The 17,596-nt window shown below is 68.5% G+C and carries 21 protein-coding genes; 12 read left to right on the forward strand and 9 right to left on the reverse strand.

The features are described from left to right. Positions 1–229 precede the first annotated feature (229 nt). Entirely contained in the window at positions 230–952 is a 723-nt protein-coding gene (locus ACH34W_RS28830; protein ID WP_395964228.1) for an aquaporin, read from the reverse strand. After that, positions 949–1,245 (reverse strand): ArsR/SmtB family transcription factor, encoded by a 297-nt coding sequence (locus ACH34W_RS28835; RefSeq protein WP_395964229.1) that lies wholly within the window; start codon positions 1,243–1,245, stop codon positions 949–951. The genes ACH34W_RS28830 and ACH34W_RS28835 overlap by 4 nt, the downstream gene beginning before the upstream one ends. A 103-nt stretch (positions 1,246–1,348) precedes the next feature. Here ACH34W_RS28835 and ACH34W_RS28840 point away from each other — a divergent pair, with 103 nt between their 5' ends. After that, on the forward strand, positions 1,349–1,753 hold the full coding sequence (locus ACH34W_RS28840; RefSeq protein WP_395964259.1) for an arsenate reductase ArsC: 405 nt from the start codon (positions 1,349–1,351) through the stop codon (positions 1,751–1,753). 232 nt (positions 1,754–1,985) lie between these two features. Here ACH34W_RS28840 and ACH34W_RS28845 read toward each other — a convergent pair whose 3' ends face one another. Next, positions 1,986–2,795 carry an SDR family NAD(P)-dependent oxidoreductase gene (locus ACH34W_RS28845; protein WP_395964230.1) on the reverse strand — a complete coding sequence of 270 codons (810 nt, stop codon included), beginning with the start codon at positions 2,793–2,795 and terminating at the stop codon, positions 1,986–1,988. Beyond that, on the reverse strand, positions 2,792–3,082 hold the full coding sequence (locus ACH34W_RS28850) for a hypothetical protein (RefSeq protein WP_395964231.1): 291 nt from the start codon (positions 3,080–3,082) through the stop codon (positions 2,792–2,794). Before ACH34W_RS28850 ends, ACH34W_RS28845 begins: the two co-directional genes overlap by 4 nt. Before the next feature lie 126 nt (positions 3,083–3,208). Between ACH34W_RS28850 and ACH34W_RS28855 the strand changes: the two genes are divergently transcribed. Beyond that, a complete protein-coding gene (locus ACH34W_RS28855; protein WP_395964232.1) occupies positions 3,209–3,883 on the forward strand; it encodes a winged helix-turn-helix transcriptional regulator in 675 nt (224 codons plus the stop codon). Positions 3,884–3,953: 70 nt separating this feature from the next. Here the strand turns inward: ACH34W_RS28855 and ACH34W_RS28860 are convergent, their stop codons facing one another. Continuing rightward, entirely contained in the window at positions 3,954–4,328 is a 375-nt protein-coding gene (locus ACH34W_RS28860; RefSeq protein ID WP_395964233.1) for a hypothetical protein, read from the reverse strand. Positions 4,329–4,717: 389 nt separating this feature from the next. Here ACH34W_RS28860 and ACH34W_RS28865 point away from each other — a divergent pair, with 389 nt between their 5' ends. Further along, entirely contained in the window at positions 4,718–5,362 is a 645-nt protein-coding gene (locus tag ACH34W_RS28865; protein WP_395964234.1) for a dihydrofolate reductase family protein, read from the forward strand. Between the two features lie 102 nt (positions 5,363–5,464). Here ACH34W_RS28865 and ACH34W_RS28870 read toward each other — a convergent pair whose 3' ends face one another. Beyond that, the gene (locus ACH34W_RS28870) at positions 5,465–6,589 is read right to left on the reverse strand and encodes an epoxide hydrolase family protein (RefSeq protein ID WP_395964235.1); all 1,125 of its coding nucleotides are present in this window, start codon (positions 6,587–6,589) and stop codon (positions 5,465–5,467) included. 94 nt (positions 6,590–6,683) lie between these two features. On the opposite strand from ACH34W_RS28870, the gene ACH34W_RS28875 reads away from it, so the two are divergent. The 5 genes from ACH34W_RS28875 to ACH34W_RS28895 all read left to right on the forward strand — a co-directional run bounded on the left by ACH34W_RS28875 (position 6,684) and on the right by ACH34W_RS28895 (position 10,278). Beyond that, positions 6,684–7,649, forward strand: a complete 966-nt coding sequence (locus ACH34W_RS28875) for a helix-turn-helix transcriptional regulator (protein ID WP_395964236.1) — start codon at positions 6,684–6,686, stop codon at positions 7,647–7,649. Between the two features lie 100 nt (positions 7,650–7,749). Next, positions 7,750–8,595 carry an SDR family oxidoreductase gene (locus ACH34W_RS28880; RefSeq protein WP_395964237.1) on the forward strand — a complete coding sequence of 282 codons (846 nt, stop codon included), beginning with the start codon at positions 7,750–7,752 and terminating at the stop codon, positions 8,593–8,595. 130 nt (positions 8,596–8,725) lie between these two features. After that, entirely contained in the window at positions 8,726–9,469 is a 744-nt protein-coding gene (locus ACH34W_RS28885) for a multiprotein-bridging factor 1 family protein (protein ID WP_395964238.1), read from the forward strand. A 30-nt stretch (positions 9,470–9,499) separates the two neighbouring features. Continuing rightward, positions 9,500–9,817, forward strand: a complete 318-nt coding sequence (locus tag ACH34W_RS28890; RefSeq protein ID WP_395964239.1) for a hypothetical protein — start codon at positions 9,500–9,502, stop codon at positions 9,815–9,817. After that, a complete protein-coding gene (locus ACH34W_RS28895; protein ID WP_395964240.1) occupies positions 9,814–10,278 on the forward strand; it encodes a nitroreductase family deazaflavin-dependent oxidoreductase in 465 nt (154 codons plus the stop codon). Before ACH34W_RS28890 ends, ACH34W_RS28895 begins: the two co-directional genes overlap by 4 nt. A 276-nt stretch (positions 10,279–10,554) precedes the next feature. Here ACH34W_RS28895 and ACH34W_RS28900 read toward each other — a convergent pair whose 3' ends face one another. From ACH34W_RS28900 to ACH34W_RS28910, 3 genes are all read right to left on the reverse strand, one after another. Then, positions 10,555–10,920 (reverse strand): hypothetical protein, encoded by a 366-nt coding sequence (locus tag ACH34W_RS28900; protein ID WP_395964241.1) that lies wholly within the window; start codon positions 10,918–10,920, stop codon positions 10,555–10,557. Positions 10,921–11,152: 232 nt separating this feature from the next. After that, complete coding sequence (locus tag ACH34W_RS28905) at positions 11,153–11,731, reverse strand: VOC family protein (RefSeq protein ID WP_395964242.1); 579 nt, start codon at positions 11,729–11,731, stop codon at positions 11,153–11,155. A gap of 20 nt (positions 11,732–11,751) precedes the next feature. Then, complete coding sequence (locus ACH34W_RS28910; RefSeq protein WP_395964243.1) at positions 11,752–12,954, reverse strand: acyl-CoA dehydrogenase family protein; 1,203 nt, start codon at positions 12,952–12,954, stop codon at positions 11,752–11,754. A 195-nt stretch (positions 12,955–13,149) separates the two neighbouring features. Between ACH34W_RS28910 and ACH34W_RS28915 the strand changes: the two genes are divergently transcribed. The 4 genes from ACH34W_RS28915 to ACH34W_RS28930 all read left to right on the forward strand — a co-directional run bounded on the left by ACH34W_RS28915 (position 13,150) and on the right by ACH34W_RS28930 (position 17,395). Then, entirely contained in the window at positions 13,150–14,499 is a 1,350-nt protein-coding gene (locus tag ACH34W_RS28915) for a PucR family transcriptional regulator (RefSeq protein ID WP_395964244.1), read from the forward strand. Between the two features lie 71 nt (positions 14,500–14,570). Next, the gene (locus ACH34W_RS28920) at positions 14,571–15,032 is read left to right on the forward strand and encodes a flavin reductase family protein (RefSeq protein WP_395964245.1); all 462 of its coding nucleotides are present in this window, start codon (positions 14,571–14,573) and stop codon (positions 15,030–15,032) included. Between the two features lie 41 nt (positions 15,033–15,073). Further along, on the forward strand, positions 15,074–16,447 hold the full coding sequence (locus tag ACH34W_RS28925; protein ID WP_395964246.1) for a PucR family transcriptional regulator: 1,374 nt from the start codon (positions 15,074–15,076) through the stop codon (positions 16,445–16,447). A gap of 102 nt (positions 16,448–16,549) precedes the next feature. Continuing rightward, complete coding sequence (locus ACH34W_RS28930) at positions 16,550–17,395, forward strand: fumarylacetoacetate hydrolase family protein (RefSeq protein ID WP_395964247.1); 846 nt, start codon at positions 16,550–16,552, stop codon at positions 17,393–17,395. Positions 17,396–17,596 lie beyond the last annotated feature (201 nt).

The raw sequence follows: 17,596 nt of genomic DNA on the forward strand, positions 1-17,596 counted from the left end.
GGTATCTACTGCCGATCGGGCGTTCAAACCATGCTTTCTTCTATGAAAGCCGAGGCCGAGCTTCCCAAGGAGGGCATCCACTGCTCGGCGACCTGACCCGGCTCCAGTGTGCTGTTGCCACCGATCACCTTCGGGTTCCTGCCCGCTGCGATCGGCCTGCTGACCCTGGCCGGGGTCTGCACAATCACCGTCCGCGCCGCTCAGCGCGCCCTGCCGCCACGGCTGCTGATCAGCGCCGTACGTGCACCTTGGCCGGGTAGAAGATCAGCACCAGGACCGCGCCGATGGCCGTGCCCGCCAGCTGGGCGATGACGAAGCCGGGGACGGAGGCGGGGGCGATCCCGGCGAAGGTGTCGCTGAACGCCCGGCCGATCGTGACGGCCGGGTTGGCGAACGAGGTGGAGCTGGTGAACCAGTAGGCGGCGCCGATATAGGCGCCGACCGCCGGGGCGGCCAGCGCGGTCCGCTCTGTGCGTACCAACGAGAAGATCAGCACGATCAGCCCCATGGTGGCCACGACCTCACCTAGCCACAGATGTGTCTCGGCACGATCATGGCGGGAGGCGGTGACGGCTGACAGATCGAACATCAGGTTGGCCAGCACGGCCCCGCCGATGGCCCCGGCGATCTGCGCAGGGGCATAGACGGCCAGATCCCGCAGGGGCCGGTCCTGAAGCACGCAGTCGGCGGCCGTGACGACCGGATTGAAGTGCGCACCCGACACGGGCCCGAAGATCAGGATGAGCACGGCCAGGCCGAACACGGTGGCGGTGGAGTTCTCCAGCAGCTGCAGCCCCACATCATGGGGCGACAGCCGCACAGCCATGATCCCTGAGCCGACGACCACGGTGACCAGCAGCGCGGTGCCGAGCAGTTCGGCCAGCGCCCGGCGCGCCAGCGGGACCTGCCGCGGCTCGATCGCCGCGTCGGATGCGGTCGTCTGGGCCGTCACGGGCAGGGCCTCTTCTGTTCGCCGGAACGGGCGGCGCTTCGGGCCAGCTCGCCGAGCTGTGCGGCCAGCGCCTCGATGGCGTTGGGTCGCAGCCGGTAGTAGACGTAGCGGCCGGACGGTTCGGTCTCCACGAGCTTGGCGCGGCGCAGCGCGCGCAGGTGGTTGGAGATATTGGTCTGCTGCGCGCCGGTCTCCTCCACGATGTGGCACACGCACAGCGACTCCCGCGCCAGCAGCGCGACGATCTGGGCGCGCAGTGGGTCGGCCAGGAGCTTGAGCGTCTCAAGATCCAACGCATCAGTTTCCACTGATGTCATCATGGGCTGTTACGTTAGCAGTGCCGGGTTCGTGCAGGCCACCGGGCCCGGCGACCGCGTAATCGAGAGGAACGTTCTGGTGTCCGACAAGCCCAGTGTCCTGTTCGTGTGCGTCCACAACGCGGGCCGGTCCCAGATGGCCGCCGCCTTTCTCACCCATCTGGCCGGTGACCGCGTCGAGGTCCGTTCCGCCGGTTCGGCCCCCGCCGACGCGGTCAACCCGGCCGTGGTGGAGGCGATGGCCGAGGTCGGCGTCGACATCGCCGCCGAGGTGCCCAAGGTGCTGACCACCCAGGCCGTCCAGTCCTCGGACGTGTGCATCACCATGGGCTGCGGCGACGTCTGCCCGGTCTTCCCCGGCAAGCGCTATCTGGACTGGACCCTGGACGACCCCGCCGGACAGGGCGTGGAGGCCGTCCGCCCCATCCGCGATGAGATCCGCGCCCGCGTGGAGCACCTGACCAAGGAACTCCTCGGCACCTAGCCCCTCCCCGACAAGCGGCAGAGCCCTGCCGTGATGCCCGTCCTGCCGCTGCTGGCCGATCGTTCTGATCGAACGCCGAGTACGTCTCCCTCCGTGCGACCGCCGTCGACACCACAGGAAACACGGTCGCAGACCACCATCCGCGCCTATGCCCTACGCAAGTGAATGAACCCTGTTAGCGAATCCGCCACAGCCCACAACAAGGCGGTGGCGGGAGCGCCGAGACTGAAAATCAGTCCACAAGTGCGCCGCCGGACAGGTTGGCGACTGTTCCGGTCATGGCTCCAGCTCGATCCGAAGCCAGGAACGCGGCCGTTTCTGCTATCTCAGAGAGCGTAGGCAGCCTTTTTAGGAGCGTCCCCTGCACCATCCCGCCTTCGAGGAATTCCTGGACCGACTGCCCGGCCGCTGCCGCAGATTGTTTGAAGAGGTCCTTGGTGTAGGAACCCGCTGCCGGCGCATCGATGACAGCGTGTGGACGGATGTCGATGACCCGGATGTTGCCGGGTGCCAGCTCCGCGGCAAGTAGCCGCGAGAAGGCCTCCTTGCCGGCCGAGCTCACACCGTGTCCCAAGATGCCACCTACAGCCAGTTTGGCACCCGGCTCGGACAAAGTCAGGATGACGCCAGGACGCTCGCGGCCCATGTGCCGTGCCACAGCCTTGCTTGTGATGAACAGCGTCCGCAGAAAACCATCGATCGGCCGCATGAACTCCTCAAGCGAGAGGTTCGCCAGCAAAGTCCCCTGGTCGTGCATGACGCTCACGGCGTTGAGGGCGATGTCGATGCTGCCGGCCGTCGCCGCGATCGCATCAGCATGCTTTTCGACCGCCTGTTGATCGAACACGTCAACGTGCGCGGTCTCGACCGTTCCTCCAGTGGCGGCGATATCACGCGCCACGGCGTCGAGTTTCGCCTGCGTCCGTCCGGCGATGAAGACCCTCGCGCCTTCCCGGGCGAATACCCGTGCAATGGCGCCGCCAATGGCACCCCCGCCTCCGTAGATCACAGCGTTCTTGTCCTCAAGCAGCAATCCGCTCATGCGTCCTCCAGGTGATTGATTCTTTTGTGATTACGCAGGGCCGGCAGCGCGGGCGCCACAAGCACGGCGATTGCGCCAACTAGGTAGAGCGCCAGCAGGGAGACCGCCACGCCGATGGCGCCGAGGATCAGGGTGCGGAGGGTGACCAGGATGACCGTGCCGATCAGGATCGTCAGCTTGATCGTCAGCGCGGTCAGGATCGGGCCGCCGATGGCGAGGCCCAACGCCAACGCGAGGTTCGCCTTGCCCCGACTCAGCGGTACCGGCTGAGTACTCATCTGCATCATCCTGCTCAATCTCGCGCTGGCGTGAGAGCTAACAGTAACCACGATCGATTGTAAAAAACAACTAGCTTCAGTTGCGAAAACGCCATCGTGGTAGTTTCGGATCAGATGTGGACGAGGAGAGTGGCCATGCCGACCAGCCGTAGCTACCGGGACTCATGTGGGATCGCCAGGGCCCTCGACGTCGTCGGGGAGCGATGGGCCTTGCTGGTCGTCCGCGAGCTGCTCTTTACGCCTCAACGTTTCTCAGAGCTGCGGCGGGCTCTGCCCCACGTTAGCTCGAACCTGCTTGCAGACCGGCTCCGAGAACTCGAACACAACGGGGTGATCCGCCGTAGACAGGCACCGGCAGAAGGCCCGCGGGTCTACGAACTGACCGAAAGGGGCCGGAAGCTGGAACCCATCCTGCTGGCTCTGGGCGACTGGGGGATCGACGCCCCGCAACCCCCGCCGCCGACCGCGCTCAGCGCCACTTCCGTGCTGATCTTCCTGCGAGGTGCCGCTCGTCCCGACCCCGCGGCACCTCCAACGACGTGCCGTCTCGAGCTCGACGGCCGGGCTTGGACGGTCCGCCTGGCGTCCGGCCGGGTTGAAGTGCAGCCCGGTGAACCTGCGACGGCGGCCGCCTCACTCCGCGCAGACCCCAAGGCGCTCAGCGCCCTGCTGACCGATCCAGCCACGCTCGCAACTGCATGCGCCGACGGCAGCGTCGCCGTCGTGGGGGATCTGTCGGCAATCGACCAGCTGCTGAACGCGGTCAGCGACCCGTGGCCCTCCGGCGCTCAGACGACCACCTCACAATGAGCGCCACTCACCAGTGACCGATCCACACCGTAGATCTCCAGTCCGGGAGTTGGCGCGGGCAGGGGCGGGATCAGCTTGAGGTGTCGGTCGACTCGTCCCAGGCGACGGCGACGCGGGTGAAATCGTCCGCGAACGTCAGATGCACAGAGTCGCTAGACCATACCGACGTGTTGTAGACGGACACGATCGGCTTCATGAACAAGACGTAGGCGATCCGGGGCCCCCATATGGAGGGATCATGCGGAGTGCCCTCGATCTGGATCCACGCGGCAGGGTGACAAGCCTCGACCTCACGCGTGGAGCTGCCGAGGTTGCCCGTGAAAGTCTCAGTCCTGGTCACGTCCATGGGAACCGGAACACCGTCCACCAGAACCCGGAACTCACTCGACTCCGGCGTTCTCGCCACCAGCGACACCTGCCGCCCGTCCAGTTCGAACTCCACCATGCGCCCCACCCTAGGAGCGACCCGGGACAAACGGCGTGGGCCCACGCGCGCGTTCACCACGTCCGGGCCGAAGCAGAAGACGTGGCCGAATCGGCAGCCGACGCCGCGGATCACGCCGGTGACCTGCGGTGACGCTGGACGCAGGGCAGTCACAGGTTCGATGCGGCCTGTGCTCTATCGTGAGCAGAGAGTGACGGTACGGCGTCCAGGCCTGGTGGCGTAAGCAGGGCACCGTGCTGTGCACTTCAAGCTGTTCGGGGGAATCGGACCGATGCACCGGTCGAGGCGGGCGACGAGTACGAAGCCGGGTGCCGCCGCGGCGATGAGTTCGCCGGCGCCCACAGGTCCACTTCCCTACCGAGACAACCAGACTCATCGGGAGGTAAGGCATGGGCCTCATCCACATCGAGATGTTCGCAACCCTCGATCTCGTCGGGCAGGCGCCCGGCGCCCCCGACGAGGACCCGGTGGGGTTCCCGTTCGGCGGCTGGCAGGCGCCCCTGCTGGACGAGGTCGCCGGGGCGCAGATCGGTGCCGCGTACGAGGGCACCGACGCCCTCCTGCTCGGGCGGCGGACGTATGACATCTTCGCCGCCTTCTGGCCGTACCAGGAGGGCGGCCAGGACAACGAGATCGCCACGCTCTTCAACAGCGTCCCCAAGTACGTGGCCTCGCGCGGCAAGCCCAACCTCTCGTGGGCCGGGTCCACGCAGCTCGGCCCGGATCTGGCCGGTGCGGTGCGCGAGATCCGTGACCGGCACGAGCACGTGAAGGTCGTCGGGAGCCTGAACCTGGTGCAGACCCTCCTGCGCGAGAAGCTCTTCGACCGTCTCGACCTCTGGGTGCACCCGATCATGCTCGGCGTCGGCAAGAAGGTGTTCGACGGCGGCGCGGTGCCCACGAACCTCACCCTCCTCGAACCGCCGGCAGCCGGCCCGAAGGGCAGCGTGTACCTGCGCTACGGGCTCGCTGAGGGCACGCCCCGGACGGGGGACATGAGCGCACCCGATCGCGGCGCCGGACGCGACGACTGAGCCGCCGCGGCGCTGCTGTTGTGTGCACAGCGGGCGGATCACTGGCGCTGACCGCCTCTAGCCGGCGTCGCCCGGTTGGGCGACGCCGGCTCAGCACATCGGTCATCGCAGCCGCCCGAAGAAGGTCTGCAGGTCGGCCGCCAGCTGGGCCGGAGCCTCCATGGCGGGGAAGTGCTTGCCGCGCTCGAATTCGGTCCAGTGCACGTCCTCCGGTACGGGGACCAGCCTGCGCACCGTCTCGTCCGCGCCGAAAACCGCGAAGCCCTGTGGGACGGTTGACGGCGCCCCCCAGTCAGAGGAGTGCGCCTGCTCGTACAGGGTGTGCGCGGCGGTGACGCCGGAGCCGGTGAACCAGTACAGGCTCACGTTCGTGAGCAGCTGGTCGCGGTCGACCGGCAGGTCAGTCCACTCATGCACCTTCTCCACGATCCAGGCGAGCTGGAGCAGCGGGGAGTCGACCAGGCCGTAGCCGATGGTCTGCGGACGGCTGTTCTGGATCGCCAGGTAACCGGAGCCGTCAGTCCGGAACTCGTGCATCCGCTCCAGGATCACCTTGTCGACCGGGTCGTTCTCGTCGAGCCGGTCGGCCATCCCCGGCAGGAAGGTGGCGGTGTTCGCCGCGGTCATCGGATCGGTCACCACATGGCAGCCGATCACATGCTCGCCGTCCAGGCCGGCGACCGCACCGGACACGCCCGCGCCGACGTCGCCGCCGTGGACGCCGTACCGCTCGTACCCGAGCCGGCGCATCAGCTCGACCCAGGCACGGGCGGTACGTCCCATCGCCCAGCCGGTCGCGCTCAGCGGTGTCGAGAAGGTGTACCCGGGCAGGGACGGCGCGACGATGTGGAAGGCCTGGCCCTCCTCGGGGTGGACCAGCGGCTCGACCAGGTGCAGGAACTCGGCGACCGAGCTGGGAAAGCCATGAGTGATCAGCAGCGGCTTGGCGTCGGGCCGCTCGGACCGTACGTGCAGGAAATGGATGCGCTGGCCGTCGATCTCGGTGGTGAACTGCGGGAACCGGTTGAGCCGGGCTTCCTGGGCGCGCCAGTCGTACCCCGTCCTCCAGTAGTCGGCGAGGTCCTTGAGGGGGTCCAGCGGGATGCCGCGCTCCCAGCCGACGCCCGGCAGCTCGGCCGGCCAGCGGGCGCTGGAGAGCCGGTCGTGCAGGTAGTCGATGTCAGCCTGGGGCACCTCGATCCGGAACGGCTGGACGTCATTGCTCATCGCACTTCTCCTTCTCTAGGGACACCGTCCTAAGAGAAAAAGTAGGAACAATAGAGGAAGCAGCCGTTCCTAAATTCAGGGTGAGCATCGAAACATGTCTGAGACCTCAGCGCGGCTCCTGCGCCTCCTCTCCCTGCTCCAATCCCGGCGCGACTGGACCGGCACCGAACTCGCCGAACGGCTCGACGTGACCACCCGCACCATCCGCAACGACGTCGGTCGGCTACGCGACCTCGGCTACCCGGTCGACGCGCGGCCCGGTGTCGCCGGCGGCTACCGGCTCGGCAACGGCCGCGCTCTGCCGCCGCTCCTGCTGGACGACGACGAGGCGGTCGCGGTCGCCGTCGGGCTCCGCACCGCCGCCAGCGGCTCGATCGCCGGAATCGAGGAAACCTCGGCCCGGGCCTTGGCGAAGTTGCAGCAGGTACTCCCCTCCCGGCTTCGCCGGCGAGTCACCGCGTTCCAGATCTCCGCCCTCCAGATGCCCGCGCCCGGAATCCGCGTGGACCCCGACGTGCTGACCGTGATCGCCAGCGCGTGCCGCGACCAGGAGCGGCTCCGGTTCGACTATCGGGCCCATTCCGGAACGTCCAGCCGCCGCCAGGTGGAGCCGTACCGCCTCGTCCACGACCACAGCCGCTGGTACCTGGTGGCCTGGGACCTGGACCGCGACGACTGGCGCACCTTCCGCGTGGACCGCCTCGACCCCAAAACCCCGGCGGGCCCGCGCTTCACCCCCCGGGATCTGCCACCCGACCACGAGATAACGGCGCGGGTGGCCCGCGGAGTAGGCGAGGCAACGTGGCGTTACCGGGCACGGGTCATCGTCCACGCCCCCGCCGAGCACGTCCGCTCTCGCCTCCCCATCTCTGCGGAAGTGGAGTCGCTGGACGACGGCCGGTGCGTCTTCGAACCAGGGTCCGACCACCCAGAGATGCTCGCCCTCTACCTGGGCATGCTCGACGCAGACTTCACCGTCGTCGACTCCCCAGAACTAGTCGAAGCCCTGCGCAACCTGACAGCCCGCTACCAACGGGCAATCACCACCAGCCAGCCATAAGCCCTCTGAGGTAGTTACTTTCTCCTAGGTACCTACTATATCGATGCTGTTAGCGTCGCCCTCATCGCGAGAACACCAAGCGAAAGAGCGGGAGTTAATCATGATCGTGGTGACGGGTGCGACCGGGAATGTCGGGCGGCCGCTGGTGCAGGCCCTGGCGGAGGCCGGGGAACGGGTGACGGCGGTGTCGAGGGGGACAACCCCGGTGGACCTGCCGAAGGGGGTCAGGCACGTGAGGGCTGACCTGGCCGCGCCGGAAACCCTGCGGCCCGCCCTCGACGGCGCCGAGGCCTTGTTCCTGCACGACGGCGGCGCGGGCGGCCACGGGCTCGACATGAGAGCCATCGTGGACGCGGCCAGGGTCGCCGGGGTCCGGCGGATCGTGCTGCTCTCCTCGCAGGGCGTGGTGACCAGGCCGGATTCGGCCTCGCACGGAGCCGTCATACGGGCGATCGAAGAAGCGGTGCGCGAGTCGGGCCTGGCCTGGACGATCCTGCGGCCCGGCGGCTTCGCGTCCAACGCCTACGCCTGGGTGGAGTCGGTACGCGCCGAGCGGACCGTCGCCGCGCCGTTCGGTGACGTCGGGATTCCGGTGATCGATCCGGCGGACATCGCGGAGGTCGCGGCCGTGGTCCTGCGCAAGGACGAACACACCGGCCATGTCTACGAGTTGAACGGACCAGCGGCCGTCACGCCCCGGCAGCAGGCCGAGGCGATCGGCGCGGCCCTCGGTGAGCCGGTCTCCTTCGTGGAGCTCACCCGGGCCCAGGCTCACGCGCGGATGACCGCGTTCATGCCGGAACCGGTCGTGGAGACCACGCTGGCCGTCCTCGGCGAGCCCAACGCCGCCGAGCTGCGGCTCAGCCCAGATGTCGAGCGAGTGCTCGGCCGCGCGCCCCGCCCGTTCGCCGAGTGGGCCCGCCGCAACCTCGAAGCCTTCCGGTAAACGTTCATGGCGATCTTTCCCGGCCGTAGATCCCGAGCGCCAACATGTCCCCACAGATCCCGACCAAGCAACCCATAACTGACCGTGACGCTCTCGTGACGGCATGGCCAGGTTGGTCTATGTTCCGGGTATGAGCCGACGCGTCCTGGAACTGGAACGCGAGTCCGCAGACTGGCTGGAACAGCTCTACACCGCGGACTTCGCCGTCGCGGCGTTCTTCGTCGGACTGCTCAGTGCGTACGGCGCCCTGCGGGTCTCCCCGCACACCCAAAAGCTGTGCGGGGAGCTACGGCCACTGGGCGTGCTGCGGTTCTTCACCGGCACCGCCCCCACCGGCCTGACCTACTGGTGTGTCCCACCTCGCCGCACCGTACTGCTGACCGTCTGGCGCATCTCCCGTATCCCCGAAGCCTGCGAACAACGACGGGCGCAACACATGCTGGCCCAATGCACCCGGCACGGCCCGGACAACCATCAATCCTGGGACACGCTGTGCGAGCGCCGTATGGCCGAGCCTGGTGCCGCCGAGGTCTACCACGACACCGCGCTCGCCTTCGACTTCGGCCAGCAGGTCCGGCTCCGCCGCATCCATCGCCACCTGAGTCCCGCCCGCCTGGCCGCCGCCGCCGACACCAGTGCCGAACTCATCCTCCGCTGCGAAGCCGGCGGCCTTCTCCCCGGCACCCCGGTGGGCACCCGCATCGCCCACGCACTCGATCTGTCCCGCCCGGACATGCTCGCGGCCACCCCAAACAGCGTGCCCATGCAGCTGCCCCAGTCGCCGACGGCGTCCCAGGCGAGCGACGCGGTGGCCTCGGCCGCCGGTTTGACGGTAGGCGGACGAGTGCCTCATAGTTCACACTTAAAGAGGTAGTCAAACTTGAATACCTAGCGAAGGGGATCCATGCGCGTCCGCGCCGCAGTAGCAACATTCCTCCTCATCGCCGACCAGCGCGTGGCCGGTGCCCTGTGCCTGCCGCGCGGTCGTAGGCTCGGCACCGGCGCGAGCGCCCACCCGCCCAGCGCCCGTTTCCGGCTGGACACGCACCAGATCATCCTGCGCCAGCTCATCGACCAACTGCGCGCGGGCCGCCTCGGTGGCCGCTTCGCCAAGGTGGTCCCCGACACCGGACACGTGCTCAACGCACACCGCACCGCGTCCGGCTGGTTCGCCAAGGCCTGGGACTGGGCCGACCGCCGAGTGGGCGGAGTGGCCCGTTGAGTCACGAACCCATCGACAGCCCGACCACATGGGTCGCCGACCACATCAAGAAATACGTCGAGTCCGACGGCGCCCGCGGCCACCTGTTCCATGGCGCGCCCACGCTGCTGATCACCACCACCGGCCGCCGCTCAGGGCTGCCCCGCCGCACCGCACTCATCTACGGCCGCGACGGCGAGCGCTATCTGGTGGTCGCCTCCAACGGCGGCGCCGACGACGATCCCCTCTGGTTCCACAACCTGCTCGCCCAACCGCGGGTCCGGGTGCAGGTCGGCGCCGACGTGTTCGACGCGGTGGCGCGACCGGCGACCAGCGACGAACGACCCCGCCTGTGGGAAATCATGGCCGGGATCTGGCCGCACTACACCGGCTACCAGCGAAAGGCGGCGAGGGAGATCCCTGTCGTGGTCATCGAACGGGGGCCATCGCGGGCGCACGATGATCTGGACGAACGGGCTTAGCGTGGGTGTGGGGCCGTGCTCGGCGGCTGTGTCGGCCGTGCGGGACGTGCCTGCGTTGAACGCGGCGAACGCGATCGCCCCACCGATCAGCATGGCCGCCGCCAGCGCGACGAACGCCATGGGGATGTTGCGGGGTATCCATGTCAATCCCCCGATTGTCCCGCTCTACCCAGCCCACAAGCGGTGGAAGCCTCCACCGCTACTCCGCCCGCCACCCTGGCCGGGCCCTCCGCCGCTGCGGCGGGCGAGCGCACCCCGCAACGCCTGCCGCCATCGTTAGCTGGACGAGGTGCGGCGGCGGGCCTCGTTGATCATGTCGACGACGAACCGGGGGGCATCGACCTCCAGGACAAGACGGGTGTAGCGGTCGTTGACCAGGTCGATAATGATCGCCTTGGTGGGGTGGCGGATGTCCCAGAACTCTCGCCTGCCCCGGCTGCAGAAGGTGCCGGCGACGATGAGCCCCGGGGCCCAGAAGCCTACGGACCACCCGATAGGTGGGCGTCTGATTCCCTCAGGGTTGCCGCTCACCTGTTGAAGGTGAGCCAGCGGAATGGTCAGACGCCGTTTGAAGGCCCAGAGCCGGTGGAGTCCCTCGATCTCAATCTGGAGGCTGTCGTTGTGGACGGTGATCCGGGTCATGGTCTTGCACCCCCCTGAAGCGTCGCAGGGCCGATATCCAATCGCCATCAAGGCTGGTCTACCCCGACGGTGGGCACCCGCGTCCTGGGCACGTCGATCAGCGCCGCAGTCACCAAATCCGGGCCCCCACCGGAGCGGTTAACGGAAGGTCAGCCACCACACGACTGCGCTAAAGCAGGCTCACCGCGTCCTTCCCGAGACGGCGGCCGCGGGCGCCCGGGGTCGGTTTCGGTCAGCTCGGGGTGGGGAAGCGGAGCGGTGAGACCGGCTGGTGGATTTCGCGGATCAGCAAGTCGCTTTCCGGTGTGCCGGCCTGGAGGCGGGTGAGCCAGTCTTCTGGGTCGAATTCGACGCCGATCGGGTTCTCGGTGTATCCGGGCCCGGTCATGAAGGCGTTGGCGTCTTCGGGGGTCGAATAGCTCTCGACCTGGAATTCCATTTGGTTGCCGTCGGGGTCGGCGTAGTACAGCGAGACGGTGATGCCGTGGTGGATGCACCAGTACGGCTCGATGCCGATCGCCTTCAGCTGTTGCCGGTTCTCGAGCAGGTCGCGCAGTGAGGCGAAGGTGTAGGCGACGTGGTCCACGCCGACCAGGCCGGTGCGGTCCTTCTCCTTGGCGTCCGGGTCAAGAAGATCGAGGTTTACGAAGGCGAAGCGGTGATGCTCCTCGTCATAGGCCATGAACGCGAGCATCTCGTTCTGGAACTGGACATGGGCGCCGAACACCGTCCGATACCAGTCCAGCATGAGGTCGAAACGGTGCGTGCGGTAAACGATGTGCACGAAGGCTTTGGGACGAATGCGGCTCATGGTCTTCTCCTCGACAAGCGTCAAATAACGGGGGTCATCTGTTCCTGGACGCCGAGCAGGGCTCGTCCGTAGGCTTCGGCGCTGATGCCGGGGCTGGCGATGGCGTGGCGAGCGGCGACCGAGGAGTCGCGCCAGATGCGCTGCAGCGGGTTGGACTCGGCGAAGCTGGAGGCGCCGTTGGCGTCCAGCAGTAGATCGATGGCCTGCCGGCACCGGGTGATGGCGTAGCCGGTGTCCATGCGGACGCGCCCCCGCTCGGCGATGCCCAGTGTCCGGCCCTCGACTGCGGCCTGGTCGATGTGGGTGGCCGAACGGAAGATGTGCAGGGCCGCGGTATCGATGAGCTCGGCGGCCTGAGCCACCTGGAATTGGGTGGAAGGCGCCCGCACAGCCTGGTCGTAGAAGGTGTAGGAGATGCCCCGCTTGCCGATGGTGGCCAGGGTGTGGTCGAGGGCAGCGCGCGCCAGGCCGAGCTGCGGCCCGGCCAGCACCAGCGCCAGAGCGGGGACGAGGGAGGCGCGGTAGAGCGGCTCCTCGGGATGGTTGTCGACCTGGTCCGCGCCGAAGGAGATCGGGATGTAGCGGTGGGCGGGAACGAAGACCTCCTCGGCGACGACGGTGTTGCTACCGGTGCCGCGCATCCCGGCGACGTGCCAGGTCTCCTTGATCGTCAGTTCCTCCATGGGCAACACGACGTTGCCGAACTCGACGACCTGGCCGCTCTCGTCGGTGACCTGGACGCCCACCAACGTCCAGGAGGAGTGCAGGCTGCCGGAGGTGAATCCCCAGGAGCCGCTGACCCTGTAGCCGTCGCCGATGGGTGCGGCGGTTCCGCTGGGGGCCAGGACGCCGCACACCCGGGCGTCGGGGTCGGCGCCGAAGACGTCCTCACGGACCTTGTCAGGGGCGACGCAGACGGCCCAGTTGCAAATGTTGATCAGGGTGGCGACCCAGGCGGTCGAGCCGCAGGCGCGGGCGATCTCGGCGCTGACCGCCAGGTAGGTGGCGAAGTCGGTCTCGTGGCCGCCGTAGCGGCGCGGCACGGTCAATTTGAACAGGCCGGCCTCGGTGAGGGCGTCGACGGTCGACTCGGGCAACTGCCGTTCGATCTCGGCTTTCGCCGCGTTCGCTGCGATCAGCGGACCCAAGTCACGGGCGCGCTGGACAAGGTCGGCGTCAATCGACGGGCCGTATTGCAGCGGGAAATCGCCGGGAACGGACATCAGATGCCTCCTTCAATGGTTGATGCCTGCTCATTCCACGGCGCCGCCCCGCCGCCCCGCTTGGTCCGGCAGTCCAAAGATGAGGCCCGCGTTTGCACTGGCCGCTCTCACCGTCCGGGCACGGCTAATGGTCGAGTGGTGCGATCACGCCCACTGGTCGAGTGGCGCGATCACGCCTAGTGGTGGAGTGGCGCGATGGAGTTCTCGTGGCTGTGGGATCTGGACGGCCCGCGGTCGGCGGAGCCGTGCTGCGACACGGTCACGCTCGCCTCGGCCCGGCGGCTGATCGGGGAGGGCACGGTGCGGTGGGCGGTCGCCACCGCAGGCGCCATGACCCGGCACATCATCAGCCGCGTACCCGAGAACGGCGTTGGGCCCGCGCCGTTCGAGACGCTGCGCCGGGCAGTCGAGGCGGTGGTGCTGATCTGCCTGTGCGGCCTGGCGGACGGGGATGGATTCGGGCGGCGTGACGGGCAGGGCGCACCGTACGCAGTGCCCCCTGAAGGAGTCGAGGCCGTGAGAGACATCGTGCGTCGTGGCATCCCGCTGGACCGGGTGCTGCGCGGGGTCCGGCTCGGGCACGCCTCCCTGCACCGGGCTCTGCGCGATGCGGCGCCCGGCGGCGAACTGCCCGGGCGGCTCACTGAGATGCTCTTCGAGCTTGCCGATCTGCTGTCAGGTGAGCTGGCGGAGGTGTACGTCGCCGAGCGGGACCGATGGGAGGACAGCGAGGAGGCCGCTCGCTGCCGCCTGATCGAGGCGATCATCTCAGGGGAGCAGGTCGATCCTGCGGCTGCCGGACGCATCCTGGACTACCCGTTGGACCGCCATCACGTCGCAGTGATCCTGTGGAGGGAGGGCCCCGCCGACGCCGGTACGCGCCCCGACCTGACGGGAGCCGACCTGCTGGCCGCGTGTGGAGGCGATGGGCTGCTGCAGGTGGCGGGTCACGCCGCGGCGGTATGGATGTGGATCGGATTCGATGTCCGGCCGGACAGGGTGTCGTGGCCGTCGAGGCTGCCGGGCGGGTGGCGTGCCGCGGCGGGGCCGCCGTCATCCGGTCTGCCGGGAGTGCGGCGCAGTCATCTGGGTGCGCGGCAGGCCGCGCGGATCGCCGCGACGATGCCGGCGGCCACAGGCGTATGCGACTACATGGACGTGCGGGCCGCGTGCCTGCTGACGGGTGACGCCGAGCAGGCGCGCTGGTACGTGCGGGAGATGCTGGGCCCGCTGGCCGCACCGGACGGCCGGTCGGAGCAGTTGCGCGACACCCTGCGGTCTTACCTGGCGTCGGGGCGGAGCCTGAAGACGACGGCCGAACAGCTTGGTGTGGCCCGTAACACCGTGACCTACCGGGTCAAACAGGCCAAGGAGCTGCTGGGAGTCCGCCGTCCGGTCGATCTGCTGGAGGTACGGCTGGCCCTGGAGATCATGCGGTTTCCCGGTGTGCTGAACGTCGCCCCCACGCACCCGCCAAGGGAGGACGCCGGCGACGGGCCGGGCCCGATGCGGCGCATGTACGTGAGGGCGGGACTGGTTCCATGACCAGATCACCGGCGCCGCTTGGGGCCCGCAGCCCAAGCGGGAACGGCGGCGGGCACCGCAATGTGACCGGCATGAAGCCATTGCGAGAGGTCATGCGCCACGTACCGTCCAACGTCGCGGTCGTCACCGCACTGCATGACGGTGTCCCGGTCGGGATGACCGTCGGGTCGTTCACCTCGGCGTCGCTGGACCCGCCGCTGGTGTCGTTCTTCGCCGGAAAGTGCTCCACCACCTGGCCACTCATCGAGGCGGCGGGCAAGTTCTGCGTGAACGTGCTGTCGGCGCACCAGCCGCAGGTCGCCACCGCGTTCGCCTCCAGGGACGTCGACCGGTTCGGCGGCCGGGGCTGGACTCCCAGCCCGCTGGGGTCGCCGCTACTGGACGGCGTCCTGGCTTGGCTGGACTGCGAGCTGCACGCACTGCACGAAGTCGGCGACCACGTCGCGGTGGCAGGCATGGTCCACGGCGCGCACGCGATCGGCGACGCCAAGCCGCTGGTGTTCTTCCGCGGTGAGCTGGCGGCGCTGGAGTGAGGCGCTGGATTGACAGGCCCAGTGGGGATAAGACTGGCCAGGTGAACAGCGTTTCGCAGGACTGGATCTTGACCCTGGCCCCGCGCGACACCCCGCTCGACATCCCGCGAGACGTCGAGCGCGACATCCCGCGCGACGCCACGGACGGCGTGCCGGACGGCGTGCCGGAACCCGCCTGCCCGGCGATCACCATCGCGGTCGCCACGGCGATCCTGGGGCCCGGACCGGTGGCCTGGGCCGTGCAGACCGCGCTGGAGGTGACCAAGGAGATCATCGAGCGGGTACCCGAACATGGTGGTGGCCCCGCGCCATTCGCCACGCTCCGCGCCTCAGTGGAATCGACGCTGCTCCTGGCCCTGCGCAGCCTGCTGGAGGACATCCCACCCGGGAGCAAGGCGGTCACCGAGCAGGCGGCTCCGGAGGAGGCGATCGCGGGCGGTGCGGAGTTCGCGCGCCGAGGGATCCCTCTGGACCGGGTGCTGCGCGGGGTGCGGATCGGTCACGCCCGGCTGCACCAGGCCCTCATCGCCGTCATCGACACCCTGCCCGAGCCGGTCCGCCGTGCCGAGAGCCACCGGGTGAGTGACCTGCTGTTCGCCTATGCCGATGCCCATGCCAGCCGTCTGGCCGAGGAGTACCTGGCCGAACGGGCCCGCTGGGAGGCAGGCCGGGAGGCCGAACGCCGCCGCATCGTCGAGGATCTGCTGGCAGGCAAGGACATCCCCGCAGACATCGTCTCCACCACACTCGGTTACGAGCTGGCCCGCCACCACGAGGCGTTCGTGGTGGTGGCCGACGACAAGCACGTCACCGCCGCCGACCTACAACGCTGCGCGGAAGATCTGTCACGCGCGCTGGCCCCCGACCGATGGCTCAGCCTGTCGGTCATCCCCGGCCAGATATGGGCCTGGGCTGGCTGGCGGGCCATGCCCCCGCCCGGCCATTGCGATCAAGCCCGGCTTTTGCGGCCGCCGCCGGGACTCAGGGTGGCCGCCGGGCCGGTGGCCTACGGTCCCGAGGGACTGCGCCGCAGCCACCTGGGGGCACGCGAAGCCAACCGGATCGCCGCCGCGGCCGTGACCGGCTGGTGGTGCGACTACACCGAAGTGCGGACACTGTCGCTGGCCACCGCCGACGACGAACAGGCACGCTGGTACGCCGAGGACGTCCTTGGGCCGTTGCTGGCCGACGACGAACGCGTCTCCGAGCTACGCCGGACCCTGCGCGTCTACCTTTCTTGCGAGCGCAGCCCTCAGACCGCCGCCGAACAGCTTCACATTGCCCGCAATACCGTCACCTACCGCGTCCACAAGGCCGAGGAACTACTGGGCCACCCCATCGGCGACCCGATGGAGCTGCGCTTGGCCCTGGAGATCGCCCGCATGCTGGACGCCAAACCCAAGTCAGGCCACTGACTTTGGGCCGGCGGGCCAAGCCGTCCCCGCCGCACCCCGCGTTCAATGCGGAGAATCCCGCACCAACCTGCGGGCCTCGACGCGCGAACGACGGAGGAGCCAATGCGCATCGCAAACCTGTCTGGCCGGGCCGTCCTGCTGACCGGCGACGGAGCCATCGACGTCCACAAGGCCAGTGGCGGGGCCTTGAGCTCCGAGCCGCAGGCTTTGTTCGAAGGCTGGCAGGACGCCTGGCCGGTGCTGACGGCGTTGACCGGCGAGGCGGCCCCGTACCAGGAGAGCGACCTGCGGGCGCCGGTCCCCCGGCCCGGACAGATCTTCGCCATCGGCCTCAACTACCGCGATCACGCTGAAGAGTCCGACATCGACATCACCTCCCTCACGTGGCCGATGACCTTCACCAAGTTCGCCTCCTGCCTGACCGGCCCGCACACCACGGTCACGCTGCCCGAAGGCTGGGTCGACTGGGAGGTCGAACTCGTCGTAGTGATCGGCAAGGGCGGCCACCGCATCCCCGTTCAGGACGCCTGGGAGCACGTCGCCGGCTTCACCATCGGCCAGGACCTCTCCGAGCGGATCGGCCAATGGTCCGGCCCGGCCCCACAACAGTTCTCCCTAGGCAAGTCCCATCCGGGCTTCGGGCCGACAGGCCCGGCCGTCGTCACCCTGGACGAGCTGACCGACCCCGCAGACCTGGCCATCGGCTGCACGCTGGGCGGCGAGACGATGCAGGACGGCCGCACCGGCGACATGATCTTCGGCGTTCCAGAGTTGATCGCCCACCTGTCGTCCATCACCGCACTGGAGCCGGGCGACCTGATCTTCACCGGGACCCCCGCCGGGATCGGCGCCACCCGCACCCCCTCCCGTTTCCTTGCCGACGGCGACGTACTGGTCAGCACCATCGAGGGCTTGGGCACACAACGCATCACCTTCTGCGCCGCCTGACGGCCGCCACGCCGATCCTTCCTGGGTAGCGACCCCGATCCTTCCTGGGTAGCGACCCCAACCTTTCCTGAGTAGCCACCCCGATCCTTTCTGAGCAGCCACCCTCATCGTCTGAGGAGCACCACGATGGCATCCACCCTGCCCCCGCCCCCCCCCCCACCGCCGCCCCCGCACACGCTCGGCGAACGGCCGCTCGTCCTG

It is taken from the genome of Actinomadura sp. 6N118, assembly GCF_044326415.1.
Lineage (GTDB): Bacteria > Actinomycetota > Actinomycetes > Streptosporangiales > Streptosporangiaceae > Spirillospora.

Coding starts and splice junctions, on each gene's coding strand:
- ACH34W_RS28845 (WP_395964230.1), bottom strand. CDS start 2,795: ATGAGCGGATTGCTGCTTGAGGACAAGAACGCTGTGATCTACGGAGGC.
- ACH34W_RS28850 (WP_395964231.1), bottom strand. CDS start 3,082: ATGATGCAGATGAGTACTCAGCCGGTACCGCTGAGTCGGGGCAAGGCG.
- ACH34W_RS28855 (WP_395964232.1), top strand. CDS start 3,209: ATGCCGACCAGCCGTAGCTACCGGGACTCATGTGGGATCGCCAGGGCC.
- ACH34W_RS28860 (WP_395964233.1), bottom strand. CDS start 4,328: ATGGTGGAGTTCGAACTGGACGGGCGGCAGGTGTCGCTGGTGGCGAGA.
- ACH34W_RS28865 (WP_395964234.1), top strand. CDS start 4,718: ATGGGCCTCATCCACATCGAGATGTTCGCAACCCTCGATCTCGTCGGG.
- ACH34W_RS28870 (WP_395964235.1), bottom strand. CDS start 6,589: ATGAGCAATGACGTCCAGCCGTTCCGGATCGAGGTGCCCCAGGCTGAC.
- ACH34W_RS28875 (WP_395964236.1), top strand. CDS start 6,684: ATGTCTGAGACCTCAGCGCGGCTCCTGCGCCTCCTCTCCCTGCTCCAA.
- ACH34W_RS28880 (WP_395964237.1), top strand. CDS start 7,750: ATGATCGTGGTGACGGGTGCGACCGGGAATGTCGGGCGGCCGCTGGTG.
- ACH34W_RS28885 (WP_395964238.1), top strand. CDS start 8,726: ATGAGCCGACGCGTCCTGGAACTGGAACGCGAGTCCGCAGACTGGCTG.
- ACH34W_RS28890 (WP_395964239.1), top strand. CDS start 9,500: ATGCGCGTCCGCGCCGCAGTAGCAACATTCCTCCTCATCGCCGACCAG.
- ACH34W_RS28900 (WP_395964241.1), bottom strand. CDS start 10,920: ATGACCCGGATCACCGTCCACAACGACAGCCTCCAGATTGAGATCGAG.
- ACH34W_RS28905 (WP_395964242.1), bottom strand. CDS start 11,731: ATGAGCCGCATTCGTCCCAAAGCCTTCGTGCACATCGTTTACCGCACG.
- ACH34W_RS28910 (WP_395964243.1), bottom strand. CDS start 12,954: ATGTCCGTTCCCGGCGATTTCCCGCTGCAATACGGCCCGTCGATTGAC.
- ACH34W_RS28915 (WP_395964244.1), top strand. CDS start 13,150: ATGGAGTTCTCGTGGCTGTGGGATCTGGACGGCCCGCGGTCGGCGGAG.
- ACH34W_RS28920 (WP_395964245.1), top strand. CDS start 14,571: ATGAAGCCATTGCGAGAGGTCATGCGCCACGTACCGTCCAACGTCGCG.
- ACH34W_RS28930 (WP_395964247.1), top strand. CDS start 16,550: ATGCGCATCGCAAACCTGTCTGGCCGGGCCGTCCTGCTGACCGGCGAC.